We start from the raw sequence: 26,983 nt of genomic DNA on the forward strand, positions 1-26,983 counted from the left end.
ATGTGTGTATGGAGTGTGGACAAAAAAAGACTTACTAGCCGGTCTTATTCTCTTTCTGACAATATTCATTTCACTGGTAGACGGTACTGCGGTTGAAGCCCATTCAGAAATAAAAGAAATAAGTCCGGGAATGAATGAAATATTGGACCATTCACCAGAACGTATTAGTGTTTTGTTTGCTGAACCTGTAGAAGTCTATTCAGAGTCTATTCGCTTAACCAATTCGATCGGATCAAACGTTCGAATCGGAAAAGCGGTGATTGATCCTACTGACAAACGTTTAGTAACATTACCGGTTGAAACTCTATTATCAGATGGCAGGTATACATTAGAGATTTTCGCAATTGCCATGGATGGACATGAAATTAAAGAGCGTTTCCAATTTGAAATTAAAAAGGAACAAATTTCAGAATTAGATTATTGGAGAAATCTAACCCTCGTTCAATCCGCTCCAGCAGATGGGGAGATCGTACCAACTTCTCCAAACAAAATTGAACTATGGTTCTCTGATGAGATAGAATTAGAGGTTTTTGCGATCTATGATGATAATCAAAGTTTAGCACCGATAGGAGAAACTTATGTAAATCCAGCTGATGCTTCCCACTATATAATAGAGCTAGACAAGAAATTATCAAAAGGGACATATGAAATTAATTGGTACGTACGTAAAGATAACAAAAGTAAAAATGGAATTTTCTATCTTCGCAGTGGATGAAGTCACATCTATTACCCCTCCAGAGGGAAAAAGAGTTTCAATGGGGGGATGGCAACATGTCGGATTGATTGAATTTGCTAGTTGGCTGTCCTATCTGGGTGTTTTCATCTTGTTTGGTAGTATGGTTTTTCAATTATTGATTTCAAAAGGTAGTGAAAACACCAACCGGTGGAACAAGATGAAACGGATCTTCTTCATCATGAGTGTTGTAGGGTTTCTACTACTTATTACAATTCGGAAGGATGAAATTACTAATATTTCAGTCGTGGAGTTTATTCAATTTCAATTTGTTTGGGGCATGGTCCTTCAACTTGTCCTTGTACTTATTGCATTTTTTCTTAGGTCGATGATAGGACAGGTATTAATGTTAGCTGGAACGATTATGATGTGGGCATTATCAGGTCATGCTGTATCAGATCGGTATGGTGGGCTTATCTCAATAACGTTAGATGCTTTGCATTTATTTTCTATTGCAATTTGGCTTGGTGGATTGTTTGCATTAATAGTCATGATACCTAAAGAGGAAGGTTTAAAATGGCTAAAAGAAAATGGACGAAAGTTCTCCAAATATGCACTTATAAGTATATTTATTATGAGTTTAACAGGGATAGGAATGCTATTGCGTTATCTTCCTTCTTTTACTATGGACAGTTTAATGATAAGTAGTTGGGGGCAGTTTCTCCTTTTTAAGGTGATTTTATTTCTAGTTATAACTTTTATAGGATTCTATCAAATGAGATTATTGAAAAGCGGTATTGATCATAATCATACATCTCTTACCGCTATCTTAGGAAGAACCGAACTCATTATTGGAATGAGTATTCTTTTCTTTGCAGCATCAATGATCAACACGTCACCCAAGGCTGCTGAACAAGGAATTTATCCCACAGATCTTTATTCTCCTGTTGATGTCTCTGTATCACTGACACCATTTCAGATGGGATATAATGATTTAATTATAAAATTTGATCAATCAGAAGATATAAAGAATGTTGATGTTGAGCTTTTTATGCCACCTTTTATGACCAGAACGATAACCGCGTTTTCGTTAGGGGAAGGGACTTTTCAAGTGACTGGTGGACTATTACATGGTTCTGGTACGACCTATTTAAATATTCATGTCACTAAAACGAGTGGCGAAAACTTAATGATTCCATATGAAATACAAGTGCCCGGCGATATGTAATGCTTCGTTTTTGATTGCCGACACAACTGTATAAAGAATGTCACGCTTCTCACAGAAAGGGTTCTTAGATTTTTCTCTAAGGGCCCTTTACTGGCTATGAATATGCTTCTCTCCACTGTTTACTTTTGTACATAGTCAGATAACTATACTTTTATTGGTAAATAATGTTAAAGTAATTAAAGATTATTTCTCTAGTAGTGTCAAAATGATGATGATTCTACCGCTATTCTCAAGATGTCATACAGCTAAGGTTATGTTTTTTATAAAACTCGGTTAATCCATTTGAGTGTGCGACCCTTAAAGAATTCTTGGGTTGAAAATAGTTTTAGAAGAGGGGAGAAGATTGAAGATAAGGGGAAAACATATTATTTTATTTTTTGTCCTGTTCTTGACTGGTTTTATTTTAGTGGTGAATTATGAGTTTACAGATTCAGGTAACTTTGATCCTCTGAATAGATTGAATTCGACATGGGCACAGGAAAATGAACTTAGAAACCAAATCATCATGGAACAATCCTTAAACAAAATGCTTCAAGAGGAGTTAAGGTTATATCAATATCAGGTACGGGAACTTGAAGAAAACTTAAGCACCGTTAATGAAAAAAGTGAAGAAAAAGCAGAAAATTTGCTCGAAGACATAGAGAGGTTAAGAAAGATTGTAGGACAAGTGCAAGTAACTGGACCAGGAATTGAAATCTCATTAGAGGATTCAGACTATTTACCTAACGGGGCTAATCCGAATGATTACATTGTTCATGAAGGACATATCCAACAGGTGGTCCAAGAATTATATGTTGCTGGAGCGGAAGCAATTGCCGTAAATGGGTATCGCCTAAGACATTCATCATTTATTCAATGTATAGGGCCTGTAATAAGTGTAGACGGAAATATTTCATCAGCTCCTTTTATTATTACGGCGATTGGGGATGCTGATCATTTAGAAGCAGCTTTAACCCTACATGGCGGAGTTCAGCATCAGTTAATTAATGATGAAGTAACAGTAAGAATACAGAAAAAAACTAATATTCTATTAGACTCTTACCTAACAGAAGGTTGATTACATGTGTATAAAGATAGTAAACATATTAATTTATGTAAATATTGAGACACACGAACCTTGGATTCGTTTATACACAGTAGTTCTTTATTTTTTTCAAAACTAGCAAACTGTTTTCTTAGATGTATCAAAGTTTTATCACATTTATATTTTAAAATAAAAGTAACGAAGGATAGTTGAAATAAGAAATATATTATTGTGACTGAATTGAGTAGCAAGGATAATTTGGATTTAATCTAAGGAATCATTTAGTCTAAATAATTGGAGGTGTTTAATCATGATGATGAACTGGGGAATGATGAATCTCGGTATGATTTTGTACATGATCTTAGTAATTCTTATATTAGGTTTAATCATTTATGGTGGATTGGTATTAGTCATGAGACTTTTAAATAAAAAGGATTCTAACAATAATTCTCAAGATTGGGACCAAGATACATCACTTCAAATTTTAAAAGAACGGTTTGCAAAAGGAGATTTAACGCAAAGTGAATTCGAACAAAAATATACGTATTTAAAAGAAAAAAATTAAATTAAATCAGTATTTATCACAGTTTCATCAAAATTAAAGTCTAAACTAAAAATGTAAAATAAATTCAATACATTATTAAGAGGAGTGAATAACATGCGGAAAAAAACGAAAATGTTACTCTTTTCATTTGGATTATCTTCTGTTTTAGTCGTAGGAACAATGGGGTTCTCAGGAATATCTCAAGCTAATGAAAACCATGGCATGATGAATATGATGAATGGTGACATGATGAATATGATGGAAGGTATGAATTCCTTAGAAGGCGAGAATATGATGGAAGCATGCAATAACTTTATGGAATCATATGGAAGCGACGAGACTGAAACAAATTAGGAACTCTAAATAATTTTTTAGTATGAGAGGAAGGAGTACCCTTCCTCTTTATTTGTGCAACGTGCGTTCGCATATAGAAGACCTTTTCGTGACCTTCTTCATAAATTGCTGAATGCTAACAGGCAATAAATCTTTTCAAGGGAACAGAAAGTGTGGTCTAGACCTTCCTTAGTTTTCAAAAACTTCAAAAAGTCTAAATCTTCCATCGTTGTCATGAATGTCGATTGACAATAAAGTCGTTTAAATACAAATAAAGTTGTTACATTTACAATAAAGTTATTTAAAACGTCCAATAGGTTGTTCAACTAAAGGTAACGCTTTAACCAAATATCACATCTGATATTAAAATACACTTCACGCTCTTTATCTCCTTTCCCTCTTACACTCGCTGAACGATTCCCAACATTAAATACAATCCTTATCTAATGAAACAATCTCACCAATTCTACATCCCGTCGAAAACATAAACTCAAACAAGGCCTTCTCCATCGGGGTATGGCAACCTTCCCTTAAATGTTCAATTTCACGTTCTGTTAAGAACTTTGGGATTCGTTTTCGGGGTACGGCAACCAAAACGACTTTCAACCGCCACATCTGAAAATTTTCCCATATAAGGAATCAACCTACCATATATATGAGTAGGTTTTTATTTTATCATTAAATAGACTAAAAAGTCAGAAAAATAGACGTAGCAAAGAAGGGAACTCTATTGCCTAGTATTCAAGATACCATTTACCCTCGAATTAAGAGTAGTTTAACTGAACAAGACTTACAAGAAGTCTATACTCCTAGAAGAGAAGAAATTGAGTGGACAGATACTAAGTCTAGAGGAAATATTCAACAGTTAGGATTATTGGTTCTAATTAAGACCGTGCAAAAGCTAGGTTTTTTTCCTCGAATGTTAGATATCCCTCAAACGATCATTGAGTATATTGCCAGTAGAGTACAATTACCTCTACCTAGCAAGGAAGATTGGATAGCCTATTGTGAATCTAGAACATGCGCAAGGCACTATCGTTTCGTTCGAGATTACCTACAAATTCGCCCGTTTAATGAGCAAGCTCGTCAATTCATGATCAATACGATGGACAAATTGTCTTTGAGCAAAGATGAACCTGCTGACCTCGTTAACGCAGCTATCGATGAATTAATTCGCCAATGTTATGAACTCCCTGTTTATAACACATTAAAAGAAGCAGCGAACGAAGTTCGTAAGAAATCATATCGTGTGATCTATGAACAGATCAACGTTAGATTAAGTGAAGAGCAAAAAGAAACGATCAATGAACTTTTCCAATCCACAGAAGGAACGACTTATAGCCTATGGAATACGTTAAAAGAAGATGCGAAAAGTGCTAAGTTATCTTATCTAAAAGATTTGATTGCTCATCGTGACTGGTTGAAACAACAACAAATCCCCTGTGAAGCATTGAAAGAAATCCCTATCATCAAAATCACACAAATGGCAGCAGAAGCGAAAACCTTAGATGCAGGTCGAATGATGAAAATGAAAGCAGATAAACGCTACGCTCTTGCGGTTTCACTTGTTTATGTTCAATATTCAAAAGTATTAGATGATATTGCTGAAACCATGAGTAAACGCATGATGAGTATTCACAAAAAAGGTCGTCAATTTTTGAAAGACTATAAAGAAAAGACACAAAAGAAAACCGATTCATTGGTTGAAACGCTTCATCATTTACTGTTGGCTTATCAACTTGAAGGCGAAGCTGAAGAGCGCATTCAAGCGATGCAGAAAGTGCTTGGAGATCGAGAAGAACAGGTATTGCGTGATTGTGAAAATCATTTAGCACTTAGTGGAGACAACTACTTTTTATTCTTATGGCGGTTTTTTAAGAGTCATCGCTCAACTTTCTTTAAAATTATAAAATCTTTACCCTTACGTTCCACTAATCAAGATACAGCTATTGAAGAAGCTGTGTCGTTTCTGTTATCCCATCAGTATACTCGTAAGGAATGGATTTCAGTGGTTCACATGGAGAAAATTGGTCCATGGAAAAAAGAAGTAACTCCTTTACTTGACCTATCTTGGATTCCTGATGGGTGGTGGAGATGGCTCAGTCGCAAACGAAAGAAGGAAACTAGACCTGAGGAAGTAAACCGTCGTCACTTTGAAGTTTGTCTCTTCTCTCAAATCATACTGGAGTTAAAAGCAGGAAACTTGTATATTGAAGGTAGCGAAAAGTATGCCGATTATCGGGAACAGTTGATTTCATGGGAAGAGTACGAGAAGAGTGTGGAAGAGTTTTGTGAGCAAGTTAACTTATCCCCTATTTCAACTAATTTTATCCAAAATATGCGTAAGCGATTTCAAAAAGTGGCTCGACAGACCGATCACTCCTTTCCACGTAATAAACAAGTGCGTATTGAAAATGGCGAAGTTGTCATTGGCAAGATCAAAAAGAAAAAGCTTCCCCCAGGATTGAAAACCTTGGAAGCTTATATTGCTCAAAAACTTGAACCAATCAATGTACTAGATGTATTAGCAGATACGGAGCATTGGCTTAATTGGACTCGCTTCTTTGGTCCGATCTCAGGGCATGAAGCCAGAATAGAAAATCCTGTCGAACGATACTTAGTGAATACCTTTTGCTATGGATGCAACCTAGGTCCTACTCAAACGTCTCGTTCATTGGGAGAACTGGATCGAAAACAAATTGCTCGGATTAACCAATATCATGTGACCAATGAGGATTTGGATAAATCTATTCGATACATCATTAATGCTTATAACCAGTTTGATCTCCCGAAACATTGGGGAGATGGTAAGCGTGCTTCTGCGGATGGAACTATGTGGGACTTATATGAACAAAATTTGCTCTCAGAAAATCATATTCGCTATGGAGGATATGGTGGAATAGGATATTATCATGTATCAGATACCTATATTGCTTTGTTCAGTAACTTTATTCCTTGTGGGGTTTGGGAAGGAATTCATATCCTAGACATTCTCATGAATGAAGGAAAAGTGGACATTCAGCCCGAAATTCTTTATTCCGATACACAAGGGCAAAGTGTAACCGTCTTCGGACTCTCTGCGCTTCTCGGTATTCAACTGATGCCCCGAATCCGTAACTGGAAGGATTTAAAGATGTTTTGCCCAACCAAAGAAGATGTGTATGAAAACATCGACGAGTTGTTTTCCGACGAAATTGATTGGAAACTGATCGAAGATCATTATGAAGATATGCTTCGAGTGGCGATGTCGATTAAAGCAGGGAAAATTACTCCTTCAATCATCCTTAATAAACTAGGAACCTATAGTCAAAAGAATATTCTATATAAAGCGTTTCGGGAACTTGGAAGAGTTATTCGTACCCTGTTTCTTCTTCAATATATGGCAGATGAGGATTTAAGAAGTACGATTCAGTCTGCTACTAATAAAAGTGAAGCGTTTAATGGCTTTACCAAATGGTTGTTCTTTGGTGGACTTGGTATTATTGCAGAAAATGATCGCGAGAAACAAAGGAAAGTGATTAAATATAATCATCTCGTAGCAAATTGTTTGATCTTTTATAATGTATTTGCACTTTCTCGTATTCTTCAGGATTATATCATAGAAGGGAATGAGTATGAGGAAGAGTGGTTGTCTTATTTAAGCCCATATGTGACAGCTCATGTGAATCGATTTGGGAAATACAACATTGATTTGGATCGGAACCCTCCTGTACTTCCATTTGAATTGCCTACTGCAAAATAAATCTAATTCGTTCATCCATCATGATGTTATGTTCTTGAATAAAGTACCTTTTAGCCATTCATGAATCTTAACTTCACCACAAAAAATATAGGAAAATTACGTTATTACATGGTAGTAAGGGTGCAAATTTTTCTCGAAAATAAATAAAAACAAGGGTGATTTCACCCTTGTTCCAATAGTTAATTATTGACCTAAACCTGCTACTTTTAAAGAATCAATGTCGATACCATTGTTTTTACAGCAATCTGCTAACTTTCCGTTAATTGCAACGGCTGGCACTGCTTTTACACCATATGCTTTTGCTTTATCTTGACAGTCGTTCGTATCGCAACCTTTATTCAAATCATAAACGACAACCTCACAATTATCACAAGCTAAGTCTTTTACTTGTTTTACAGCCCCATTATACACGGAACAACCAGCAGTAAATACTTCAATTAATCTTTTAGTCATTTTTATCCTTTCCTTTTAAATAATTGGACACTCACTTTTTGGAACCCATGAAACAGGACATTTTTCTGCTAAATCCTCAAGTAATGTTTTCATTTTGTTTCGATCGAGAATTTTGGCTTCAATCTCTTGAATTATACTTGTTGCAAAGTCGTACATTTCTCTGAACAAAATTCCTCATCAATTGATGCAGATAACAGCTTTTGGGTGTTTTTACCCAACTCCTCGAAACGGTCCATTTTTAAAAATGCTCCTAAACATTTTATATTTCAGGAGCATTAATACTTTTATTATTACTTAAAGTAAGCATTGTTTACATCTTCTGTTATTACTTTTGCTTGAGCCAACTCTTTCATAATTGCTGTCAAGACAATGGATTTGATAAATGTATGGTTTGAAGAATCGTTTTTACAGTTTAGAGTAATAATAATGAAAGTAAATAAATTGCTTTTAGAGGTGAGACAATGAAGAAGGTAGGTATAATCCTAATGTTGTTTACATGTTTATTCCTAGGTAATCATTTAGTTGAGGCCGATTTATTATCAAATTTAGAAAACAAAAAACAACACGTTAATAAAACAACAACAGAAACGATTTCACCTAGATTAGAAATTAATGATATTAAAACTATAGAGGTGAAAAAATCAAATAAGTTATTACGTAGCTTTAAGCTAACTGATGGCTATGAAGAAAAAGTAATTAGAAAAGTGCTTGAGTGGGTTAATACTGCATCAATCATTGAAGGAACAACTGATCCCAACTTAGATAATGTTCTTTTTAAGTTAGAATTAAAAAATAACAATGGTATTGTAGCTACGGTCGAACCTGCGTATGACTGTAGTACTAAGGATGAGACAAAGCTGTGTATTGTTTCAGATGGTGAAGTTGTATTTAATAGTGGTAACAAAAGAGTGCGATTAAAATCACAAGAGCTTTTTGATTGGCTCCTTGTGGGATGGAAATTTGAGATTAATGGACCAACCAAAGAAGAGCTGCTAGAAGAAACACTATATTTTCGCTACTATACACACTTAGACCAAAAATATTCTGACTTTATCATGTGTCCTAAAATTGATAAGATTCAAAGAATTAACGGAGATACAAGAAGTCATATTATATCTGCTAGTGCTTTAAACTATGCGGGTCACCATAATGGATCTTATGATAAAATAAGTATAGTTTTGACAGATACTCCAAAGGAGGGGGTTAAAATTAAAAATATCAAAATCAAAAAAAATATTCCTGAAAAAGAAAGCATTGAGCAATGTAATTATTAATGAAAACTTTTAGAATAGAATTATAAAAAAACGCAATTAATTTAAGTTAATTGCGTTTTTTTTTATGTGCGCCAGGGAACATTTAGCCTGAACTATGAAGTTAGTAGTCATCTAGCCGCCCCCATCTTCTAAAAACTGGATTTCCATACGTGAAAAGATTAAAAAGGATATCTACTTTCTAGAACCCTTCTGTAGAACGAAATCCCGAAACAAACGGCGATGTCAGGAAACTTGGTATCCAAACGATGATCGATCAATTCCTTCTACTCGATTTTCAATCTACTACCATTTTTTTACACATAAAGACAAAATTCCGCAAAAATGGGTTATAGACAGATTATTTGTTATGGTGAATAATTGAATTGTGAGAAAAATATGTAAATTTAAAGGGGAGAATGTAAAATTTAATGGAGAAATTTAAAAAACTTACATATATATTTATTGCTTTGTTCATAATAACTATTTTTTCAAGTTTCTATCTTAGCTATCAAGATAATATAACTACAATAGCTAGCAATAGCGGTAATAATAATGAATTAACTCTTAAAGAAGCATTAACCCTAGGATTAGAACGTGCACAAGCATGGGATAAGAAGGCATCAATTTTTAATGCAACTAGTGTTGACGAAACTTTTGAGGGAACAAGAGGGGACACTGGAAAACGGTATAACTGGACTATAAATTTTATGGTACCTGGTACAACAAAATATCTTTTGATAGGTATTTCAAATGGAAAAGTAACTCATGTCGAGGAAATAATTGGACCTGATAATGTACAAGCAATAGAGTTTAGCGAAATTAAATTGGATAGTTCAGATTTAATAGAAATAGCAAAAAGTAAATATAATCTCCAACAGGGCAATGATTGGGCAACTGGCTACCATTATACACTTGATATTTTTGATGGGATCCCAACTATAACTGTTGTTGGTATAGATCAAGAAAAGCTCTTTACAAAGATTTATCTTGATCCTAAGAATGGTAAAGTAACTAGTGCAATGCACAAAATTCCAAATGGTGGGGGACTCCTCTCTCTAAATCAAAATTTAAATTCACTAGATTTATCTAAGAATGGAATGGCTGTTAAGGGATTAGCAATTGGAAAGGATAAGTTGGTTACGTGGGGAGATAAAAAACCTAGGGAATTCAATACTACTATACAACCATTTCTCGAAATAAGTGAGGATAATGGTAATTCTTGGACTAATTTAAATATTAAACAATTTATTACTCATGTATGGTTTAATTCGTCAAATGAATTATATGTATCAACTGATACTGAGATTTGGGCTAATGTCGACTTAGGAAGCGAAGCAAAAAGGATCCTTTCTTTGGAAGAGAATATAGAGTATCTAGCCTACTCCTCAAATAATAATATTGCTGCATTATCTAACAATTTAATTTACTCAACAAGAAATCAGGGGAGAACTTGGGAAAAAACAGTTATACCCGAAACAATTCTATCTCTACAAATATCTGACCAGGGAGATATATTCATTCTAACAGAAAATGGACAAATCCTAAAAAGAAATAAAGAAAAATGGAGTACTTTGGCACTTCCATTTAGCGATGAGAAGCCAAATGACATAAAGATAAGTGATAACAAGATAGTTATAGCAAATCAAAATCGAATATGGATAAATGAATTTAGCAATAAAGAATGGAGAAATATTCAAGTTGATGATCAATTAACTAGATTGATTATGAAGGGAAATAGATTATTAGGTATTTCTGAAGTTGGAGGAATTTATTTAATTAACTTTGGGGGGATGGAAATGTAAGGGTAGAGAAAATTTATGAAACAAATTATGAAGGGATTATTACGGATTTAGTTGTGTTAGAAAACAAATTATTAGTATCAACCATACCTGATTATTCATGGGAAGAATTGGATTAAATTCTAGTAAATAAGTAATCCTTAATATGAGATTCAATTTTCATAGTTTAATTAAAGAATCAAAGATTACACACTTTTTTGGGAGGGATTTAATTGAGACAGATTGTTAAAATTTTTATTCTTACATTAATGATGTTTACTGTTGCAGCACCTTCGATTTTTGCAGGTACTTTTACTGCAACAAATCAAGACGTAACAGCTTATTCGGCTAGTAAAAAAAAGTCAGATGGGTCAACGAGATACACTCATAGCGGAAAGGTTCCAGCAAGTGGGTATGTGGCAGTAAGAAAAAATTCGTCCAACCAGCCACATGTACCATTTGGTACAGTAGTTAAAACACCATCATCAGTAAATGTAGGTGATTACGGTACTTATTATATTCACTTCACTGTACAAGATACTGGTATAGCCTCAACTCAAACATATTATGCTATTGATATTTGGTGGGGATTCTGCCGTGATGCTGCTTATACCGGTACAAATGCCACTGCATTAGGGTGTAATCCAAGTACAGACACACAGTATATTAAAGCAAGACAGTTTGGAGAAAAAAAATGGACACTAGATTTCTTTACTCCATAATTAAAATGCCCTGTTAATTTTAATTGTTAAAAGGGTGTAGGGATCCAACCCTTCTATTTCTTGTCCATAAATATACTTATTTTTAATATAATTATACACACGAATAATCATATTTATTCACAAATATAAATTTCCAATTTTCAGGTTCATTACTTGATTTGGTTGATAAATACTTTTCATTAAGGAATCTGTAGAAAAAAATTAATTCATCCTTATTTAATTGTATTTGATAATTGAATTTTGAGCCACTCCGATTACATCAGGGTGAGCCACTTCTAACTTTTCAACTGGTAAATCTGGAATTTATTGACATGTAGCCTCTAGAGGCATGATTTAGCTCGAAATGCGAGACATTAGGATGTTTCGAGTGGCACCTAGCCTATCATACCTCTCACTCCATATCAAGACGGTGTTCTTACTGGAAATGGAGTGGCTTACGTTTTCATGAGCGAAGTAGCTCAATATTATGAGAGCGAAAACATTAATTCGGCGATTTCTTCAAATACTAATGTCTATATGTGTACTTACACTAATTAAAATGGTGCTTAATAATTTTTTATTGTTTTTAACCATTAGGTTCCTCCTAGTAGGGGGAGTACCAACGAAGCTGTCACCACTAGTAATAAGGAAATGTCAAGATATAATGTAGATTACAATAAAGTTATTTAATTTTAAAGATTCAAATACGCATACCCCCATCCTGTTTTGGATGGGGGTAAAATAAAGTTGTTAATTTTTTTATAAAGGATGCTTTTGCAATAAAGTCATTTAAAAATCCAAGTTATTCAACAATCGCGCCCGAAGATCATTTTAAGTTGCCTTATGGAAGAAATGCTATACTTTAGTTTAATAAGGTTTAGTTAAAGACAAGATTTAGATAATCTCCATGTTCTCTTATGAGGTCAACTTCATTTTCAGATGAAATCAAAAAAAAAAACGGAATGTTAACCCTTCTTCTTCGCCACCACCTGTTGGTTGATAGTCCCATTCATCAGGAACATTTGAGACAGTTATTTTATAAAAAAATCTGTTATGTATTGCGCCGTCCTCGTTCTCGCAAAAATCTTAGGCAAGTAAACTTTCAACATTAAAATTGCTTAATCCTGTTTCTTCTTCAATTTCCCTAACTACTACATATTTAGTGTCTTCTTCAGGTTTTACAGTTCTTTTCGGTATTTGAATCCCTGCTTCAGCAATAGGATGCTGAAAGACTAATACCTGTGTTTTATCTTCTTTTATGTTTGTTACATAACCATAGGCTTTTCTAATCGCTTTCACTAATATATTCCTCCTTTCATCCCATACATTTTCTTCAACCCTCTTAAATAAAATCTGTTTCGTTACTTTAAGTACAATGTTTCACAATCTCTAATTATTTTAACATAAATATCCAAATTAACTGCCAAGTGTTGTTCAATTATATTGGCCCGATTGTGGAATAGGATGATTGGAGTTTTTAACTTTATTATCATAAAACAGTTAATATCAAAAGTTTATCGCTAAATTATCGTAACAAAAACGGTCATTATTGTTACGTGGTGTGAAAAAGAATATTTTCTCTACTAATCAAGCATAAATTACGCAACAAAAATATGTAACAAAATATTTTGTAACAATATTAATTATTTGATAGTTTTGGTACAATTATGTTGAAAGGTGAGGATGTAAATGAAATTTGGTTACATGCGTGTTTCTACCATTGATCAAAATTTGGATCGCCAGAAGAAGCAGCTTGAAGAATTTGGATGCGAACGTATCTTTTTTGAGAAAGTAACAGGAACTAGACGGGATCGTCCTGAACTGAACCATATGTTAGAGTATCTCCGACCAGAAGACACAGTTGTTGTAACGGATTTAACTCGTTTATCCCGTTCAACGAAAGATTTAATTGAGATTACAGAGCTCATTTCACAAAAAGGGGCGCATTTAAAAAGTTTAAAGGAGTCTTGGCTAGACACAACAACAGCACATGGAAAAATGTTGTTTACTATTTTTGCAGGTATTGCCCAGTTTGAGCGAGATCTCACCTCTGAACGGACAAAGGAAGGCATTTTAGCTGCAAAAAAACGGGGCAAATATCCTGGAAGACCAAAAGCTGATGAGGAAAAGATCAACTATGCCTTATATCTTATAGACCAAGGGATGAGCCGGACGGATGCTGCAGAGAAAGCTGGTATCTCTAGAATGACTCTGTATCGTAAGATGCAAAAAATTTAATGAGGCTAACTAGTAACCAATGGGGGCAAGAGGTAATGAGCAATATCTACTTTGCCCCTGGTTGTACAAATGAGGTACTCTCCTAAAAACCTCGTTGAAATCCAACGAGGTTTAGCTTAAGTTTAAAGCATTTTGGAATCTGTTTTACGGTATATTTTAGCTTAGTTCCCTCTACCCTTTTTATAAAGTGATTAAGGAATTTGAATATATAATTAAAAGGTGCAACAGATTAGTATCCTTTTATTTATTGGAAAAATTTTCAGATGTGGCGGTTGAAAGTCATTTTGGTTGCCGTACCCCTTTTCCTACTTTTGGTTCCGTGATTTTGGCAGCAGGATTAGTGGTTATATGACCTTCCTCGTGAACCAACGAAAAAATGATCGGATAAAACGAACACGATGAGCAAGACTCGATGGTTTTAATCCTTCGCTGGATAAAGCTAAGTAATCTTTAATGGAAATAATTCCTCTAAAATACACATAATACATAGGAGGGAACAAGCTGTGCAACTAACCAAAGCCTGGGAAGCATACAAAGCTGAGAAACGAATTGAAGGATTTTCGCCCCATACTTGAATGCCTACCGACTGCAAGCAAATCTCTTAGTCCGTCACTTCCAAGATATTAACCCCCAATCCGTTACAACCCTATGAAAAACAAGAACAACAATTAGTCCTTTTCTGGTATTATTTATGTTGCGAAGAGTTGAGGTTTTACCATATAGTGAGGAATGGTTAGAAATGGTTCGGGAGGAAAGTTAGAAACTTAAAGCTTTGTTTAAAAACGAAATTTTAAATGTGTATCATATTGGAAGTACCCATTCCAAATATTAAAGCTAAACCAGTAATTGATATTATGGTTAAGGTTACTAACATTAGTGAAGTTGATAAGTTCAATAGCCAGATGGAACAATTAGGCTATGTAGTGATGGGTGAATACGGAATTCCTAAAAGGCGTTTTTTTATTAAGGGTGGCGATAATAGAACTCATCATGTTCATTTTTACGAAGAAGGTAATTAAGAAATTGCTCGTCACTTAGCATTTAGGGATTATATGATTGCACATCCAGAGGAAGCTATAAAGTACAGTGAATTGAAACAAACATTGGCAGAGAAATCCCCTACAAATATAACTAAGTATATAGAAGGCAAGAACAATTATATTAAGGCAATTGATGATAAAGCAGAGACGTGGAGAAAAACTAACTTATTCAATTAACGGGTGCTAGAGCGGAACTCAAAGTTGTCAGTTGCAGCCCCTAATGTTTATTTTGTTAACGAACTTCTCCAAAACTCAAGACTATAGACAACACTGGGATTGTAATAAGCTCTCCCGCCACCTTTAAACAAAGACACCTAGTTACGATTATTTGAATCGTAACTAGGTGTCTTGTTTCATTCTTATTGTTATTCAAGTGTACCGACGATTGGTAAGTTTTCCAATACAGAAGAGCCGTGTGGAGATGCTGAAATTTCTTCTGTGTTGTCAGCACCAGCCATTACTCCACCAAAGTGTTCTCCACCTTCCCAAGCTCCAATATCTGAAACATCGTAAACGACTCCGTCAACCGCTACATAAGCGGGGTTTCCATCTTGCCCATTATACTCACTAAGTTCTTCCAGTGTGAATACTTGACCTTCTTCAACTGCTGAAGCTTCTGTTTCTTCTGTAGTATTTTCCTCTGTAGTTTCTTCCGGTGTCGACGTATCTGGTTCTTCAGTTGTTGTGTCCCCACCACAAGCTGCTAAAACAAAAGCCGTCATTGACAGTACTAATAAACCTTTAAATTTTTTCATCTTCTTGCCCCCTACATTTTTAAAAACTTTTTTATATAGTTATATGTTAAATGTTATCTCCCCTCACTAAAAGAGATTTTGATTACATTTAACGTAGTGTTCACTTTCCGTTAAAAATGTGGTCACTTTTTTGTCAAATAAACTAATGGCAGAATGAAAAAATGGATATTACGCGAGGAGATTTCAAGTGAAATATAGTGGGATTTGTGAAATACCGTACTTAACTAAAGGGTGCTTATGTTGAAGAAGAAATTACGAAAAACAACAGATCTATTTGCTGCATAGTACAAATATACTGTTCAAAAAAAGGAATTTCACAATCTGGCTATTATGAAATAAAACTTCAAAAGACTTTATTGTTATTTTTTAGTTCGATGGAAAATATTTTTTATCAAAAATTAAACAACTTTAATTTACCTCCATCCTTAAAGCAGGACGGAGGTATACGTATTTGAGGTTTTAAAATTAAATAACTTTATTTTCACTTCAAATGAAGTGGTCTTTTGTGGAAATGCAGATAATAAAGAAGTATATATTTTTCAAGGTTATACATTAGTTCACATGTTCCCCCTTGTAAAATTCATTTTTTATGGCAATATTAAGGTAATAAAATGAAAATGGAAAGGGGGAGGAAGGAATGTTAAGTGATCGTGATTTGCACACCCTAGCAATAGAGGAAGAGTTGATAACACCATATAATCCGGAGTATTGTGAAGGAGCGACTATCAACTTAACGTTGGATACAGTTGTTAAACGTTATTCTTCCAATGAGCCCATTATACTAGGTAAGGAAGTAACTGAGGATCACTATGAAAAGTTTGATATTTCTGTAGATGAGTTCTGGCTTGAACCAAAAGAATCTGTTTTGATTCAGACACATGAATTCTTAAAGGTTCCCCATAATATGACTGCTCGTATATATGAGCGGTATGGAGTAAAGTCTCTGGGTCTAATGATTAGTCCTGCTCACTATATGAATCCCGGATATCGCGGACAAATTAGTCTAATTGCAGTAAACAATACACCCGTTCGTTTTAGACTTATTCCTGGTATTAAAATTTGTCAATTGGCGTTATTCGAGTTGAAAACAGAACCGCTAAAACCTTATGAAAAGCAGGATGCAAGATACATGGACGCTACAGAGGTTAGTATTTCTAAATTACATTTAGATGATGAAATCCAAGATTTTCTTAAAGAAAAAGGAGTTAAGAAAGTTTCTGAAGAAATGGCCAGTGACTTAGGTAAACACTTAATGTCTCATATTAAGTTAGCTGCAAAAGAGTTAGCTGATATTGCGAGAAAAGAGTTTAAGAAAGGCAAAAAGGATAAATGAGTAATTTAAGGGAAATAGTCAGAAGGCATGTCATTTCAGAAACTAAACAAGAATTGTCCGCTGAAAATGTTGACCAGGACGCTATGGTTCAATTTCTTATTAAAGAGGGCCATATTGACAAGAAAGTTGATTCTATTTTAGATGCCTTTAGAGATGAGCTTGAAAAAGACTCTCCCAAGTCGATTAAAAGGAAAAGAAATAAGTTTGTATACGCTAGCCTAAGCATATTGTTAACTATCCTTATTGCGTACGGTGTTAATGAGGAGTATTGGGTAGTTGTAGCAATCGTAGCATTAATAAATATTGTCATTCATGCTTTTTTTACGTTTTGGAGTGAATGAAGATCCTAACAGTATTTAACCCCTATCTCCGACACTATGAAATATGTACTTTGTACAAGAAAACCGAAAGTTCATTTGAATTTCAAATGAACTTTCGGTTTTTGCTTTTATACAATTATTAAATTCGAAATGTCTTTCGTTTATCAGATTCATAGGTTTTTCACGCTTGGTGTGATATTAGCAACTTATATCCCTCCAATTAAAAAGCCACTAAAGAATACATTTTTAAAATTTGGGTACAGTATTTTATACATCAAAGAATTCTGCATAACGAATACTCCCCTGCATGGAAGTGCTTGGGGAGTATGACACATTATTGAAATACACATTTCAAGAAATACTTAGATAAAGAAATAGATTTGTTATTCTTCTAATACAATTGCTGAAATTCACCTTTGAAAAAAAGATTGTAACATCCCATCCCCGCAAGAAAAATATCAATTAGATTAACAAAAAGTTATGGTTCGTAAAATATTGAATTAAACTCAACTACTCATAGTTAATCTAGCAAAGTAACTATCGGCCCCATTAAAATTAACTCAACTTTCTTTTATTTCTCCCTCATTCAAGAATAACTAGGCTTAATTCATCTTCCAAAGTTAATTAGAGAAATGAACTTAATTTAAACATTAAGTAAGCATATGAAATGAAACTGTAATATAAATGCTCAAAAATTTCTCTTCCTAAATGGTAAAATGATTCAAGATACGACAAGAAAAAAGAAATTCTATCAGAATTCAGCAAAATCCACCATGGGTAAGTTTTATAAATCAGAGAAACTACTTAGTTGATCTTTAAGCTATGCTCCAATCTTAATCTATGAAGCTACTGTTAAGAATTTCATATGAAATTCTTAACAGTGGTTTTGACTTGAAAATAAACTTGGATTAATATTTGAACTTTTTAATATTAACTAAACGAAATCTTAAAGACTATCAAGGAGAGAATATTGTATGAAAAAGAACGCCAGGGCTATAGTGATAACTCTATTGCTAGTAGGATCTCTTACCGTAGATCCTTTAAACCAGACAGTATTAGCAAACAGTGATATAGAAAGCAAATTATCTAACATTGAAAAAGAACGTGAAGAAAATAAAAAAGAAGCTGGGGAGAAGCAAAAAGAACTCGAACAATTAGACCGAGAGAAAAAAGAAATCATAAATGAAATTGAACGATTAGACCATGAGTACGCAGAAACGAATCAAAAAATTCGCGAGAAGCGTGCAGAGATTAACCAAGTTAGAGAAAATATAGAAAAGTTACAAGCAGAAATAATTATCATTGAAGAACGTATAACAGAACGTGACAAATTGTTAAAAGATCGAGCTCGCTCTATGTATCAGTCAGGTGGCTCAATTAATTATTTAGAAGTAGTCTTAGGGGCCAAATCTTTTGGTGATTTCTTAGACCGTTTGAGTGCCTTAGCAGTCATAGCCCAGCAAGACCGTAATATTTTAGATGCCCATATTGAAGATCATCTTGAGTTAGAGAAAGCTAAAGAGAAGGTAGAAAAAGAGCTGCAAACGTTAGAAGGACATTTGATAGAATTAGAAAATTTGATGGAAAAGCTTGAGAAGCAGCGTGATGAGAAAGAAAAAATAATGAAATTAGTCGAACAACAAGAGGACGAGCTACATACAGATCTAGGTGAACTCGAAGGAGCAGATGAAATTTTACGTGCTCAAGAACAGGCACTTAAGAATGAATTAGCTGCACACGAAGAACGTCTACGCCGCGAAGCTGAAGAAGAACAAAAGCGTCAGAATGCCGAAGCTGCTGCAACAACATCTAGGAGTAATTCAGGAAGTGCGAACAACTCAAATTCCAATAATTCGAATGGAAGTACGTCTCAAGTCCATAGTTCACCGTCAGTAACAAGCTCTGGTTTTATGCGACCGGCAACAGGCTCGATCACATCGACATTTGGTCCTCGAGCTGTTTTTGGTGGACAAATGCATTATGGAATTGATATTGGTAAAAATGGACGGACTGGTGATGTTCCTATTGTTGCTGTTCAAGATGGAACAGTTGTCCAGTCTTATTATTCATCAAGCTATGGTAATGTGGTATTAATTGCTCACCAGGTAGATGGACGATTAATTACAACCTTATACGCTCATATGGAGAATCGTGAAGTTTCATCTGGACAACGTGTGTCAAAAGGGCAACGTATAGGACTTATGGGGAATACAGGCCAATCATTTGGTGCACATCTTCATTTTGAATTGCATGAAGGTGGATGGAATGCGGCAAAGTCAAATGCTGTTGATCCGTTTCGTTATATACCAAGATAAGATATTAAAGGAGGGATGATTATTTTCATTCCTTCTTTTTTTATCCTTTTATATTCTGAAATTCTTAAAGTTAGTATGCATACTTTTTTGATCCCTCCTTCTGTTCAATAAGTGTTCAATTTCAACGAAGTAATTAACTTGATTACCGTAGGGGGGTATGGTAAATTTAGTTTGAAAAGAAAATATCATATCATTCATTTTAGGAGGTTAAAATAATGGAACAAAAAACATTAAAAGTGAACGGAATGTCATGTGGGCATTGCATAAGTACAATAGAAAACAATATAGGAAAGTTAAATGGTGTCAACTCAGTAAAAGTTATGCTGTCTGAAGGGAAAGTAAACCTTAATTATGATTCTGGTGTTATTTCATTAGATCAAATTATTCATGAGATTGAAGAACAAGGATATGATGTAGAATGAAGTAGTTGCATGGGATCATATAAGTGAGGTCGCACGATTTTAGTACGACCTTCTTCACTATTTTCATTAGCTTTATCTAAATGAAGATACTTATAGAACAAAGAAGAATCTGTGATGTATCTCACATATTTTCTTTACATTCTTTTGGTAATCTATAAGGGAAATATGATCACAATAACAGTATTATTCGAATTGTAAAGGAGGGGAATCAGGTGAGTAAGATGATATTTTCGGTAAAAGGAATGACATGTGCCTCTTGTGTCAATCGCGTTGAAAAGATGATCTCAAAAGTAGAGGGTGTTCGATCTGTTAATGTAAACCTGGCAGCCAATCAAGCTCAAGTTGAAGCGGATGAAACAATAGAAATGTCTGAGGCAATTATAAAGGCTATTGAGAAGGCTGGATATGATGCTAAGCCCATTGATAACGATGATCAAAGAAAGGTTCTATTTTCTGTAAAGGGAATGACATGTTCATCATGTGTTACCCGTGTGGAAAAGGCTATTGCAAAAGTAGAAGGTGTGCAATCTGTTAATGTGAACCTGGCTGCTAATCAAGCTCAGGTTGAAGGAGAAAAAGGAATATTAGATCCCGAAGCTGTTATAAAACGAATTGAAAAGATAGGATATGAAGCATCAATTATCAATGAAAATGAACAGAGAGAAGAATCTGATGAGCAAGAGGTAGAAACGAGAAAGCTTTTAAAAGATTTTACAGTAGCAGCCGTCTTAACAACCGTTGTGTTAGTTGGTAGCATCCCTCACATGATGCATGGCTGGGGAGCATGGGTACCGACATTTTTGTCTAATCCTTTATTCTTACTTGTGTTAACAAGTTACATCCAACTCGTACCTGGTTGGAGATTTTACAAAAATAGCTATAAGGTATTAAGAAATGGTTCAGCAGATATGAATGTATTAGTAGCAATGGGTACGTCAGCTGCATGGCTTTATAGTGGTGCGATGACGTTATTTCCGGATCAGCTTACGGCAATGGGCTTCCCGTACCAACTTTATTACGATGTCACAACCGTTATTACGACGCTTATCCTCTTAGGACGTTACTTTGAAGCGAAAGCAAAAGGGCAAACCTCTACGGCAATTAAGAAATTAATGAGTTTGCAAGCAAAAACAGCCAGAGTGATTAGAGATGGAAATGAACTCGAAATTTCTGTTGATGAAGTAAAGATTGATGATGAGATCATTGTAAGGCCAGGTGAACGTATTCCTGTCGATGGAGTCGTCACGAAAGGTAGATCTACGATAGATGAATCCATGTTAACCGGTGAGTCTATCCCAGTAGAAAAAGTATCTGGAGATGAGGTTATCGGTGCGACTATTAACAAATCTGGAAGTTTCCGTTTTCGTGCAACAAAAGTAGGGAAAGAAACGGCACTCGCACAAATTATTCGAATGGTTAATGAAGCTCAAGGTTCGAAAGCTCCCATTCAACGTGTCGTTGATTTAATTTCTGCTTACTTTGTACCGGCAGTCTTACTAATAGCGGTAGTCTCATTTATTGTTTGGTATTTTGTCGGTCCGGACCCAAGTCTGATTTTCGCATTAACTACCTTTATTGCGATTCTTATTATTGCTTGTCCTTGCGCGTTAGGTTTGGCAACACCAACAGCAATCATGGTTGGTACAGAAAAAGGAGCTGAAAATGGCATCCTAATTAAAAATGCTACAAGTTTAGAACGTGCCCATAAAATTAAGACCGTTGTTTTAGATAAGACCGGTACTATTACGGAAGGCAAGCCAAAGCTAACGGATATTATTACAACTGACATAGTAAGCGAGAATGAACTTTTACAAATGGCTGCCTCAGTTGAAACTGCATCAGAGCATCCATTAGGTGAAGCCATTGTGGAAGCTGCCAAAGAAAAAGACCTTCCTATAAATGACCCTGAATCTTTCGAAGCGATTGTTGGTCACGGATTACTTGCCTCATTAAATACCAAAGAAGTCTTAATTGGCAACATCAAACTGATGAGTGAATACAATATTGATTTGGGGTTATACGAAGAAAAAGCAATTGCATTAGCTGATCAAGGGAAAACACCCATGTATGTTGGGATTGACGGGGAATTTGCAGGGATCATAGCAGTAGCTGATACATTGAAAAAAGGAACCATCCCAGCTATCAAAGCTTTAAAATCGATGGGCATTGAAGTGATTATGTTAACAGGCGATCATAAACGAACTGCCAAAGCGATTGCAATGGAAGCCGGAATCGATAACTATATTGCTGAGGTGTTACCTGAACATAAGGCAGAAGAAGTAAAAAAACTACAAGGAGAAGGAAAAATGGTGGCTATGGTCGGTGATGGTATCAATGATGCTCCTGCACTCGCTCAAGCCGATGTAGGAATTGCCATTGGAACGGGGACGGATGTTGCGATGGAAACCGCAGATATCACTTTGATGCGTGGTGATATTAAAAGCGTTGTAACGGCCCTCAGACTATCTAAATCAACGATGAAGATGATCTGGCAGAACCTTGGGTGGGCATTTGGTTATAACATTGTCTTGATTCCAGTAGCAGCGGGTTTACTATATCCCCAATTTGGAATTCTGCTGAATCCTATGATAGCCGGAGCAGCAATGGCATTTAGTTCTGTTTCGGTTGTGTTAAACACTTTAAGACTTAAAAAATTCAAATCAACGATTGAGTAGAGTTAATTTGGATAAGATAAAGGTAGGAGAGATAAATGGAGTTATTCATTAGAAAGGAATGGATAAATTGAAAAAAGCAAAAGCTATTAAGTTGATGTTAGTTGTCTCCTTCTTACTGTTAAGTATGCTCCTTGCCGCTTGTACCCAAGTCGAAGAAGATCATGCAGGGCATGGAAACGATCAGGATATCGATCACGGCGAAGAAATAGATCATATGGACGAAGAGATGGATCATGAAGGGCACCATGGTGACTCAGTTGACGTAGATAGATCTAATTTAGAACAGGAAGCGGCAAAAGCTCCGGAGAACCTTAATGATTTAGCAACTGATGAATTAAAGGTCGTAAATACTAAGAACATTACTCGAATAAATGAGGATGATCCTATCCAGTTGTCAATTCACGTATCACAAACCATTTGGCCAGCAACCCATGAGGAAAATCAACCTGGGACAGTTATATTGGCTCCATTAAATCAATGGCAATATTCCTTAGCCGCTCTAACACTGGTTCACCATCCTAATGATGGTCCTATGTTGTATTGGGACGGAGAAATTTCTGAAGATGTCTTAAATGAACTTAATCGACTACAACCAAAAGGCAATAGTGAAGACACTCAAGTCCTCGTGGTTGGCGATCTTCCAGAAGCAGAATTAAATAAATTAAACGCCTACAATGTTGAACAAGTACAGGGTGCAAATGTAGCAGATTTTGCTAGAAACATTGAAGAAAAATTCACAGAAACCATTAATGAAGTTCATCCAAATGTAATAATTGGTTCTTCAGAGGAAAACGCAAAAGAATATACAATTTCTGTTGGAAACTGGATTGCTCACATGAACGAATCTTTACTTTATGTAGACAATGATGGTATTCCTCAAGAAACAATTGATGCTCTTAATGCAAGAGAGAATGGGGTAACGATCTATCTTGTAGGACCAGAAGATATTATATCTGATGAGATTGCTCAAGAGTTAGAAACGTATGGTACAGTCCATCGAGTTGAAGGCGATAATCCAATAGCTCAATCCATTGAATTCGCGTCATTTAAAGACGCTGAAATAGACTTTGGTTGGGGAATTACTAGTCCTGGGCATGGTTTTGTATTTTCATCAACTAATACACCTGAACTTGCCATTGCAGCTGCTCCTTTTGCTCATTTAGGAAAGCATGCTCCAATAATTTGGTTAGATGAAGGTGAAATTACAGATGAAGTTTATCAATACCTAGCAACTGTTAAGCCTGCTTTTAGTGATGATCCTACAGAAGGTCCATATAATCATGGTTTTATGATAGGAACATTTAAGGATATTTCATTTACAACTCAAGGCATTCTAGATGAAAAACTAGAAATTGTATCATTAGGCGGAGACGACCACGGAGGACATTAATAAATGGAGGAGAGGTTGGTATAACCACCTCTCCTCTTAAGATTCAGATTTCAATACTATGCAGTAGAATTTCAGAATTAACTTACGGATACCTCATTAAGGTGAACTAAATTCAATATCTTCGGGAATTTCAAACACCGCATCGGGAATGATTTCCCCTACATTATGAATGGAGACTTGTAATTCTCCACTAGAAAATGGGATTTTGTGTTCTCCTGCTCCGTACTGTTCTGCCCATCCTCCTGTTTCTATGGCAACTTCTAAAATTCCAATATCTTCTGGTCTCACATTCTCTATTTTAGACCAAACAAGCTCCATGTCAGCATCTAGTTCTTCCATATATAAAGTCTGATCATCGTAACGGTATATTTGGTTCAGAACCTTCTCCCCTGATATTTCGGTCATTTGACGAAAGTATGGTGCGCTGTCAAGATTTTTTGCCCAAATGTAAGTATTCTGGTTTTCTTCATGGATAACCATTTCAAAATTTTGTGCATAATCTTCTGCGGCCTGGGTAAACTCAGGCGGTTCTTTTATCGTTCGATTGTCAAAATAAGCAACCGTTCCCGTCATTAGCACCAAAGGCATTGCAAACATTATGGCTATACCAATTACTGCAGCTATCTGGATAATACCATTCTTTTGTTTGCGTCCTCTCCGATGGAGTACAGTCTTAGTAAAGGCGCACGCCTGAAGTAAAACGACAAAAATAGCCATCCCAAGAAAAACATATAAGAACCAAATTGGAGGATACGCCCGCCAGTTAGGAGGCGAATATTGAAAGAAATAAAAAAGATACAATACACCGCGAATCATAACAATATAGAAAATAACATGTACTAATGTGGTGTGAAGCCACTTCCACGCAGATGCTCCGAGTAACTTTACTGCCCCGTCAAAAGAAGTAACGACAAGTAAGATGATCATAGGAGCTATTATAAGTCCCATCATGTTCATTATGCCAACTTCTGGTCTAAAGAGAATATATCCACCTACGTCTTCCATATATTCAAATCCAAATAATCTTGCCACATCCCAGCGCGCCCAACGGTCCCATATAGCGTAACCATGTCCGAAAGATAACACAGCAAACCATATACCCAATTCACGCCTCCAAGAATACAATCGTTTAATAGGGGGCCATAGTGTGGCAGCTGGTGAAATGATCAGGGTAAGGAAAAGAAGAACAAATGCAGCATGTGCCCATGCCCTCCAAAATGGATGATCAGCTCCCCAATCTGGGAATAAAGCAGGAACAACCCCCCATGCTGAATAAGATAGATAAAACAAATAAACCAATATAGCGGAAAATACCGCTACGCCTAGATGTCGAATAAAAATTAACCTTCTGCTTTCTATTCCATATATCATAATACATCTCCTATACTTTTTGAGGCTATAAAAGTCTGACAAATCAGCTATACACATATTTTGAAAACGCAATTTTTGTAAGGATCGTAAATATCAAAGATGCGGATATTAGCTAGTATTCGTTCTTGTTTGCTTTATATCTTTAGCTATTCCTCTCCCTAAGGTAGTCATCACAAAAATCTAAGTTTCCTTGATTTCGCCTCTAGATTTTATATTCTAACCACATATTATAAATAAATTTTGTAGAAAGTTTGTAGAACGACACGTTTGTGTATCCTTGATGATTAATTAGTAATTGTTTTGTTAGTGGATTTAGAAGAAGGATATAAACATATGAAAGAGAAAAATTAGTAAACCATCTGGTCTTTGAATAGCTAAAAAGAGAAATTTTATTCATCGAATGTTCATAAAAAATTGTTATACTTAACTGTAGATTATAATTTGGAGGTTACCTAAATGAAAAAGTTTTCATCAGGCACTAAAACTGAAAAGGATGTGGAAAATTCCGGCTCTGATTCTAACCATAGAACACCAACCTGGGTTAAGGTAATAGGAATCATTGTGATCCTCATAGTTGTACTAGTTGTCATCATGATCTTCACCGGCGATCACGGACCAGGTCGCCATTTACCTTTCGGAGGTAGTTATTAATGATCATGGTACCATGGTTTCGGAAATTAACACTCACGATACATATTACATCAACAGTTGGCTGGCTGGGAGCGGTATTTGGATATATAGCTCTCGTAATAGCTGCATTGACAGCGCAAGATGTTCAAATGGGGAGAGTTGCGTGGAGTGCTATGGAGATTATTGGATGGTATGTCATTGTCCCATTAGCACTCGTTTCTTTTCTAACTGGGCTTGTCATGTCACTTGGGACCCCCTGGGGCTTATTTAGGCATTATTGGATTCTCTTTAAACTTCTTCTTACCATAGTTGCAACTGTTATTTTGCTTTTAAATATGCCGACAGTTAGTTATCTAGCGAATGTCACCCATCAGACTGGTGCTCTTAACGTTGATGGTCTGTGGGGACAACTTCTTCATGCTGGGGGTGGATTAGTGGTGTTGTTTTTAACTACGATCTTGTCAGTATACAAACCACGGGGGATGACGAGATATGGGATAAAGAAACAGGAACAGTTGCGAAAACTCTCCCAACAGTAACAATTACTGTGCAAGTTCAGAATGAGAAAAGTAACCTACTAGAACGTATATGTTCCATGAACACTTTGCTGAATTAGGTAATTTACTTATTCATCCTGTATCCGTGGATGAATAGCTTTCTCTTTTTCCTTACGAACTTTAAAATACTACATGGTATGAAAATGTTTTTCGGCTATTAATTCGACGATGACGATCTAAAGGGGAAAGGTGTTAATAGTCCCTAAAA

At 35.5% G+C, this 26,983-nt stretch carries 23 protein-coding genes and 2 pseudogenes; 19 read left to right on the forward strand and 6 right to left on the reverse strand.

The features are described from left to right. Positions 1-13: 13 nt before the first annotated feature. From JCM9157_RS25305 to JCM9157_RS12185, 5 genes are all read left to right on the forward strand, one after another. A complete protein-coding gene (locus JCM9157_RS25305) occupies positions 14-715 on the forward strand; it encodes a copper resistance CopC family protein (RefSeq protein WP_235714951.1) in 702 nt (233 codons plus the stop codon). After that, on the forward strand, positions 645-1,901 hold the full coding sequence (locus JCM9157_RS25310) for a CopD family protein (protein ID WP_235714960.1): 1,257 nt from the start codon (positions 645-647) through the stop codon (positions 1,899-1,901). The genes JCM9157_RS25305 and JCM9157_RS25310 overlap by 71 nt, the downstream gene beginning before the upstream one ends. Before the next feature lie 343 nt (positions 1,902-2,244). After that, the gene (locus JCM9157_RS12175; protein ID WP_035665059.1) at positions 2,245-2,958 is read left to right on the forward strand and encodes a DUF881 domain-containing protein; all 714 of its coding nucleotides are present in this window, start codon (positions 2,245-2,247) and stop codon (positions 2,956-2,958) included. Between the two features lie 277 nt (positions 2,959-3,235). Then, positions 3,236-3,490, forward strand: a complete 255-nt coding sequence (locus JCM9157_RS12180; protein WP_003322276.1) for an SHOCT domain-containing protein — start codon at positions 3,236-3,238, stop codon at positions 3,488-3,490. A gap of 93 nt (positions 3,491-3,583) precedes the next feature. Next, on the forward strand, positions 3,584-3,823 hold the full coding sequence (locus JCM9157_RS12185; RefSeq protein ID WP_003322275.1) for a hypothetical protein: 240 nt from the start codon (positions 3,584-3,586) through the stop codon (positions 3,821-3,823). 308 nt (positions 3,824-4,131) lie between these two features. Here JCM9157_RS12185 and JCM9157_RS24015 read toward each other — a convergent pair. Next, a pseudogene (locus JCM9157_RS24015) lies at positions 4,132-4,378 on the reverse strand (tyrosine-type recombinase/integrase); the annotation flags it as partial. Between the two features lie 154 nt (positions 4,379-4,532). Here JCM9157_RS24015 and JCM9157_RS12195 point away from each other — a divergent pair. Continuing rightward, positions 4,533-7,544: a Tn3 family transposase gene (locus JCM9157_RS12195; protein ID WP_035665061.1), complete on the forward strand. Its 3,012-nt coding sequence runs from the start codon at positions 4,533-4,535 to the stop codon at positions 7,542-7,544. Positions 7,545-7,727: 183 nt separating this feature from the next. Here JCM9157_RS12195 and JCM9157_RS12200 read toward each other — a convergent pair whose 3' ends face one another. Both JCM9157_RS12200 and JCM9157_RS24660 read right to left on the reverse strand, forming a co-directional pair. Next, on the reverse strand, positions 7,728-7,997 hold the full coding sequence (locus tag JCM9157_RS12200; protein WP_035665062.1) for a glutaredoxin: 270 nt from the start codon (positions 7,995-7,997) through the stop codon (positions 7,728-7,730). A gap of 15 nt (positions 7,998-8,012) precedes the next feature. After that, positions 8,013-8,165, reverse strand: a complete 153-nt coding sequence (locus JCM9157_RS24660) for a hypothetical protein (RefSeq protein WP_158318624.1) — start codon at positions 8,163-8,165, stop codon at positions 8,013-8,015. A gap of 293 nt (positions 8,166-8,458) precedes the next feature. Between JCM9157_RS24660 and JCM9157_RS12205 the strand changes: the two genes are divergently transcribed. The 3 genes from JCM9157_RS12205 to JCM9157_RS12215 all read left to right on the forward strand — a co-directional run bounded on the left by JCM9157_RS12205 (position 8,459) and on the right by JCM9157_RS12215 (position 11,750). Further along, positions 8,459-9,271 carry a hypothetical protein gene (locus JCM9157_RS12205; protein WP_035665063.1) on the forward strand — a complete coding sequence of 271 codons (813 nt, stop codon included), beginning with the start codon at positions 8,459-8,461 and terminating at the stop codon, positions 9,269-9,271. Positions 9,272-9,678: 407 nt separating this feature from the next. Then, positions 9,679-11,052 carry a beta propeller repeat protein gene (locus tag JCM9157_RS12210; RefSeq protein ID WP_035665064.1) on the forward strand — a complete coding sequence of 458 codons (1,374 nt, stop codon included), beginning with the start codon at positions 9,679-9,681 and terminating at the stop codon, positions 11,050-11,052. 209 nt (positions 11,053-11,261) lie between these two features. Continuing rightward, on the forward strand, positions 11,262-11,750 hold the full coding sequence (locus tag JCM9157_RS12215) for a DUF8837 domain-containing protein (protein ID WP_035665066.1): 489 nt from the start codon (positions 11,262-11,264) through the stop codon (positions 11,748-11,750). A gap of 1,065 nt (positions 11,751-12,815) precedes the next feature. Here the strand turns inward: JCM9157_RS12215 and JCM9157_RS25315 are convergent. Then, a complete protein-coding gene (locus JCM9157_RS25315) occupies positions 12,816-13,028 on the reverse strand; it encodes an NUDIX domain-containing protein (RefSeq protein ID WP_235714961.1) in 213 nt (70 codons plus the stop codon). A 390-nt stretch (positions 13,029-13,418) separates the two neighbouring features. Between JCM9157_RS25315 and JCM9157_RS12225 the strand changes: the two genes are divergently transcribed. Together JCM9157_RS12225 and JCM9157_RS12230 are read left to right on the forward strand one after the other, a co-directional pair. Next, the gene (locus JCM9157_RS12225; RefSeq protein WP_035665068.1) at positions 13,419-13,967 is read left to right on the forward strand and encodes a recombinase family protein; all 549 of its coding nucleotides are present in this window, start codon (positions 13,419-13,421) and stop codon (positions 13,965-13,967) included. An 854-nt stretch (positions 13,968-14,821) separates the two neighbouring features. Further along, positions 14,822-15,184, forward strand: a pseudogene (locus JCM9157_RS12230) (GrpB family protein). A gap of 188 nt (positions 15,185-15,372) precedes the next feature. Here the strand turns inward: JCM9157_RS12230 and JCM9157_RS12235 are convergent. Then, positions 15,373-15,762, reverse strand: a complete 390-nt coding sequence (locus tag JCM9157_RS12235; RefSeq protein ID WP_003322272.1) for a cytochrome b5 domain-containing protein — start codon at positions 15,760-15,762, stop codon at positions 15,373-15,375. Positions 15,763-16,399: 637 nt separating this feature from the next. Here JCM9157_RS12235 and dcd point away from each other — a divergent pair. The 6 genes from dcd (at position 16,400) to JCM9157_RS12265 (ending at position 24,217) form a co-directional block, all read left to right on the forward strand. Then, positions 16,400-17,095: a dCTP deaminase gene (dcd, locus tag JCM9157_RS12240; protein WP_003320838.1), complete on the forward strand. Its 696-nt coding sequence runs from the start codon at positions 16,400-16,402 to the stop codon at positions 17,093-17,095. Then, positions 17,092-17,436 (forward strand): hypothetical protein, encoded by a 345-nt coding sequence (locus JCM9157_RS12245; protein WP_003320839.1) that lies wholly within the window; start codon positions 17,092-17,094, stop codon positions 17,434-17,436. Before dcd ends, JCM9157_RS12245 begins: the two co-directional genes overlap by 4 nt. 953 nt (positions 17,437-18,389) lie before the next feature. Further along, a complete protein-coding gene (locus JCM9157_RS25895) occupies positions 18,390-19,730 on the forward strand; it encodes a murein hydrolase activator EnvC family protein (protein WP_035665070.1) in 1,341 nt (446 codons plus the stop codon). 215 nt (positions 19,731-19,945) lie between these two features. Beyond that, positions 19,946-20,152, forward strand: a complete 207-nt coding sequence (copZ, locus tag JCM9157_RS12255; RefSeq protein ID WP_003321466.1) for a copper chaperone CopZ — start codon at positions 19,946-19,948, stop codon at positions 20,150-20,152. 221 nt (positions 20,153-20,373) lie between these two features. After that, a complete protein-coding gene (locus JCM9157_RS12260) occupies positions 20,374-22,827 on the forward strand; it encodes a heavy metal translocating P-type ATPase (RefSeq protein WP_201768899.1) in 2,454 nt (817 codons plus the stop codon). Positions 22,828-22,885: 58 nt separating this feature from the next. Beyond that, entirely contained in the window at positions 22,886-24,217 is a 1,332-nt protein-coding gene (locus JCM9157_RS12265; protein ID WP_035665074.1) for a hypothetical protein, read from the forward strand. 96 nt (positions 24,218-24,313) lie between these two features. Here the strand turns inward: JCM9157_RS12265 and JCM9157_RS12270 are convergent, their stop codons facing one another. After that, entirely contained in the window at positions 24,314-25,588 is a 1,275-nt protein-coding gene (locus JCM9157_RS12270) for a hypothetical protein (protein WP_035665075.1), read from the reverse strand. A 456-nt stretch (positions 25,589-26,044) separates the two neighbouring features. On the opposite strand from JCM9157_RS12270, the gene JCM9157_RS12275 reads away from it, so the two are divergent. Continuing rightward, positions 26,045-26,239 carry a hypothetical protein gene (locus JCM9157_RS12275; RefSeq protein ID WP_035665077.1) on the forward strand — a complete coding sequence of 65 codons (195 nt, stop codon included), beginning with the start codon at positions 26,045-26,047 and terminating at the stop codon, positions 26,237-26,239. Then, a complete protein-coding gene (locus tag JCM9157_RS12280; RefSeq protein WP_035665078.1) occupies positions 26,239-26,757 on the forward strand; it encodes a hypothetical protein in 519 nt (172 codons plus the stop codon). The genes JCM9157_RS12275 and JCM9157_RS12280 overlap by 1 nt, the downstream gene beginning before the upstream one ends. The last annotated feature ends 226 nt before the right edge of the window (positions 26,758-26,983 follow it).

The organism is Halalkalibacter akibai JCM 9157 (genome assembly GCF_000513135.1).
GTDB lineage: Bacteria > Bacillota > Bacilli > Bacillales > Bacillaceae_D > Halalkalibacter > Halalkalibacter akibai.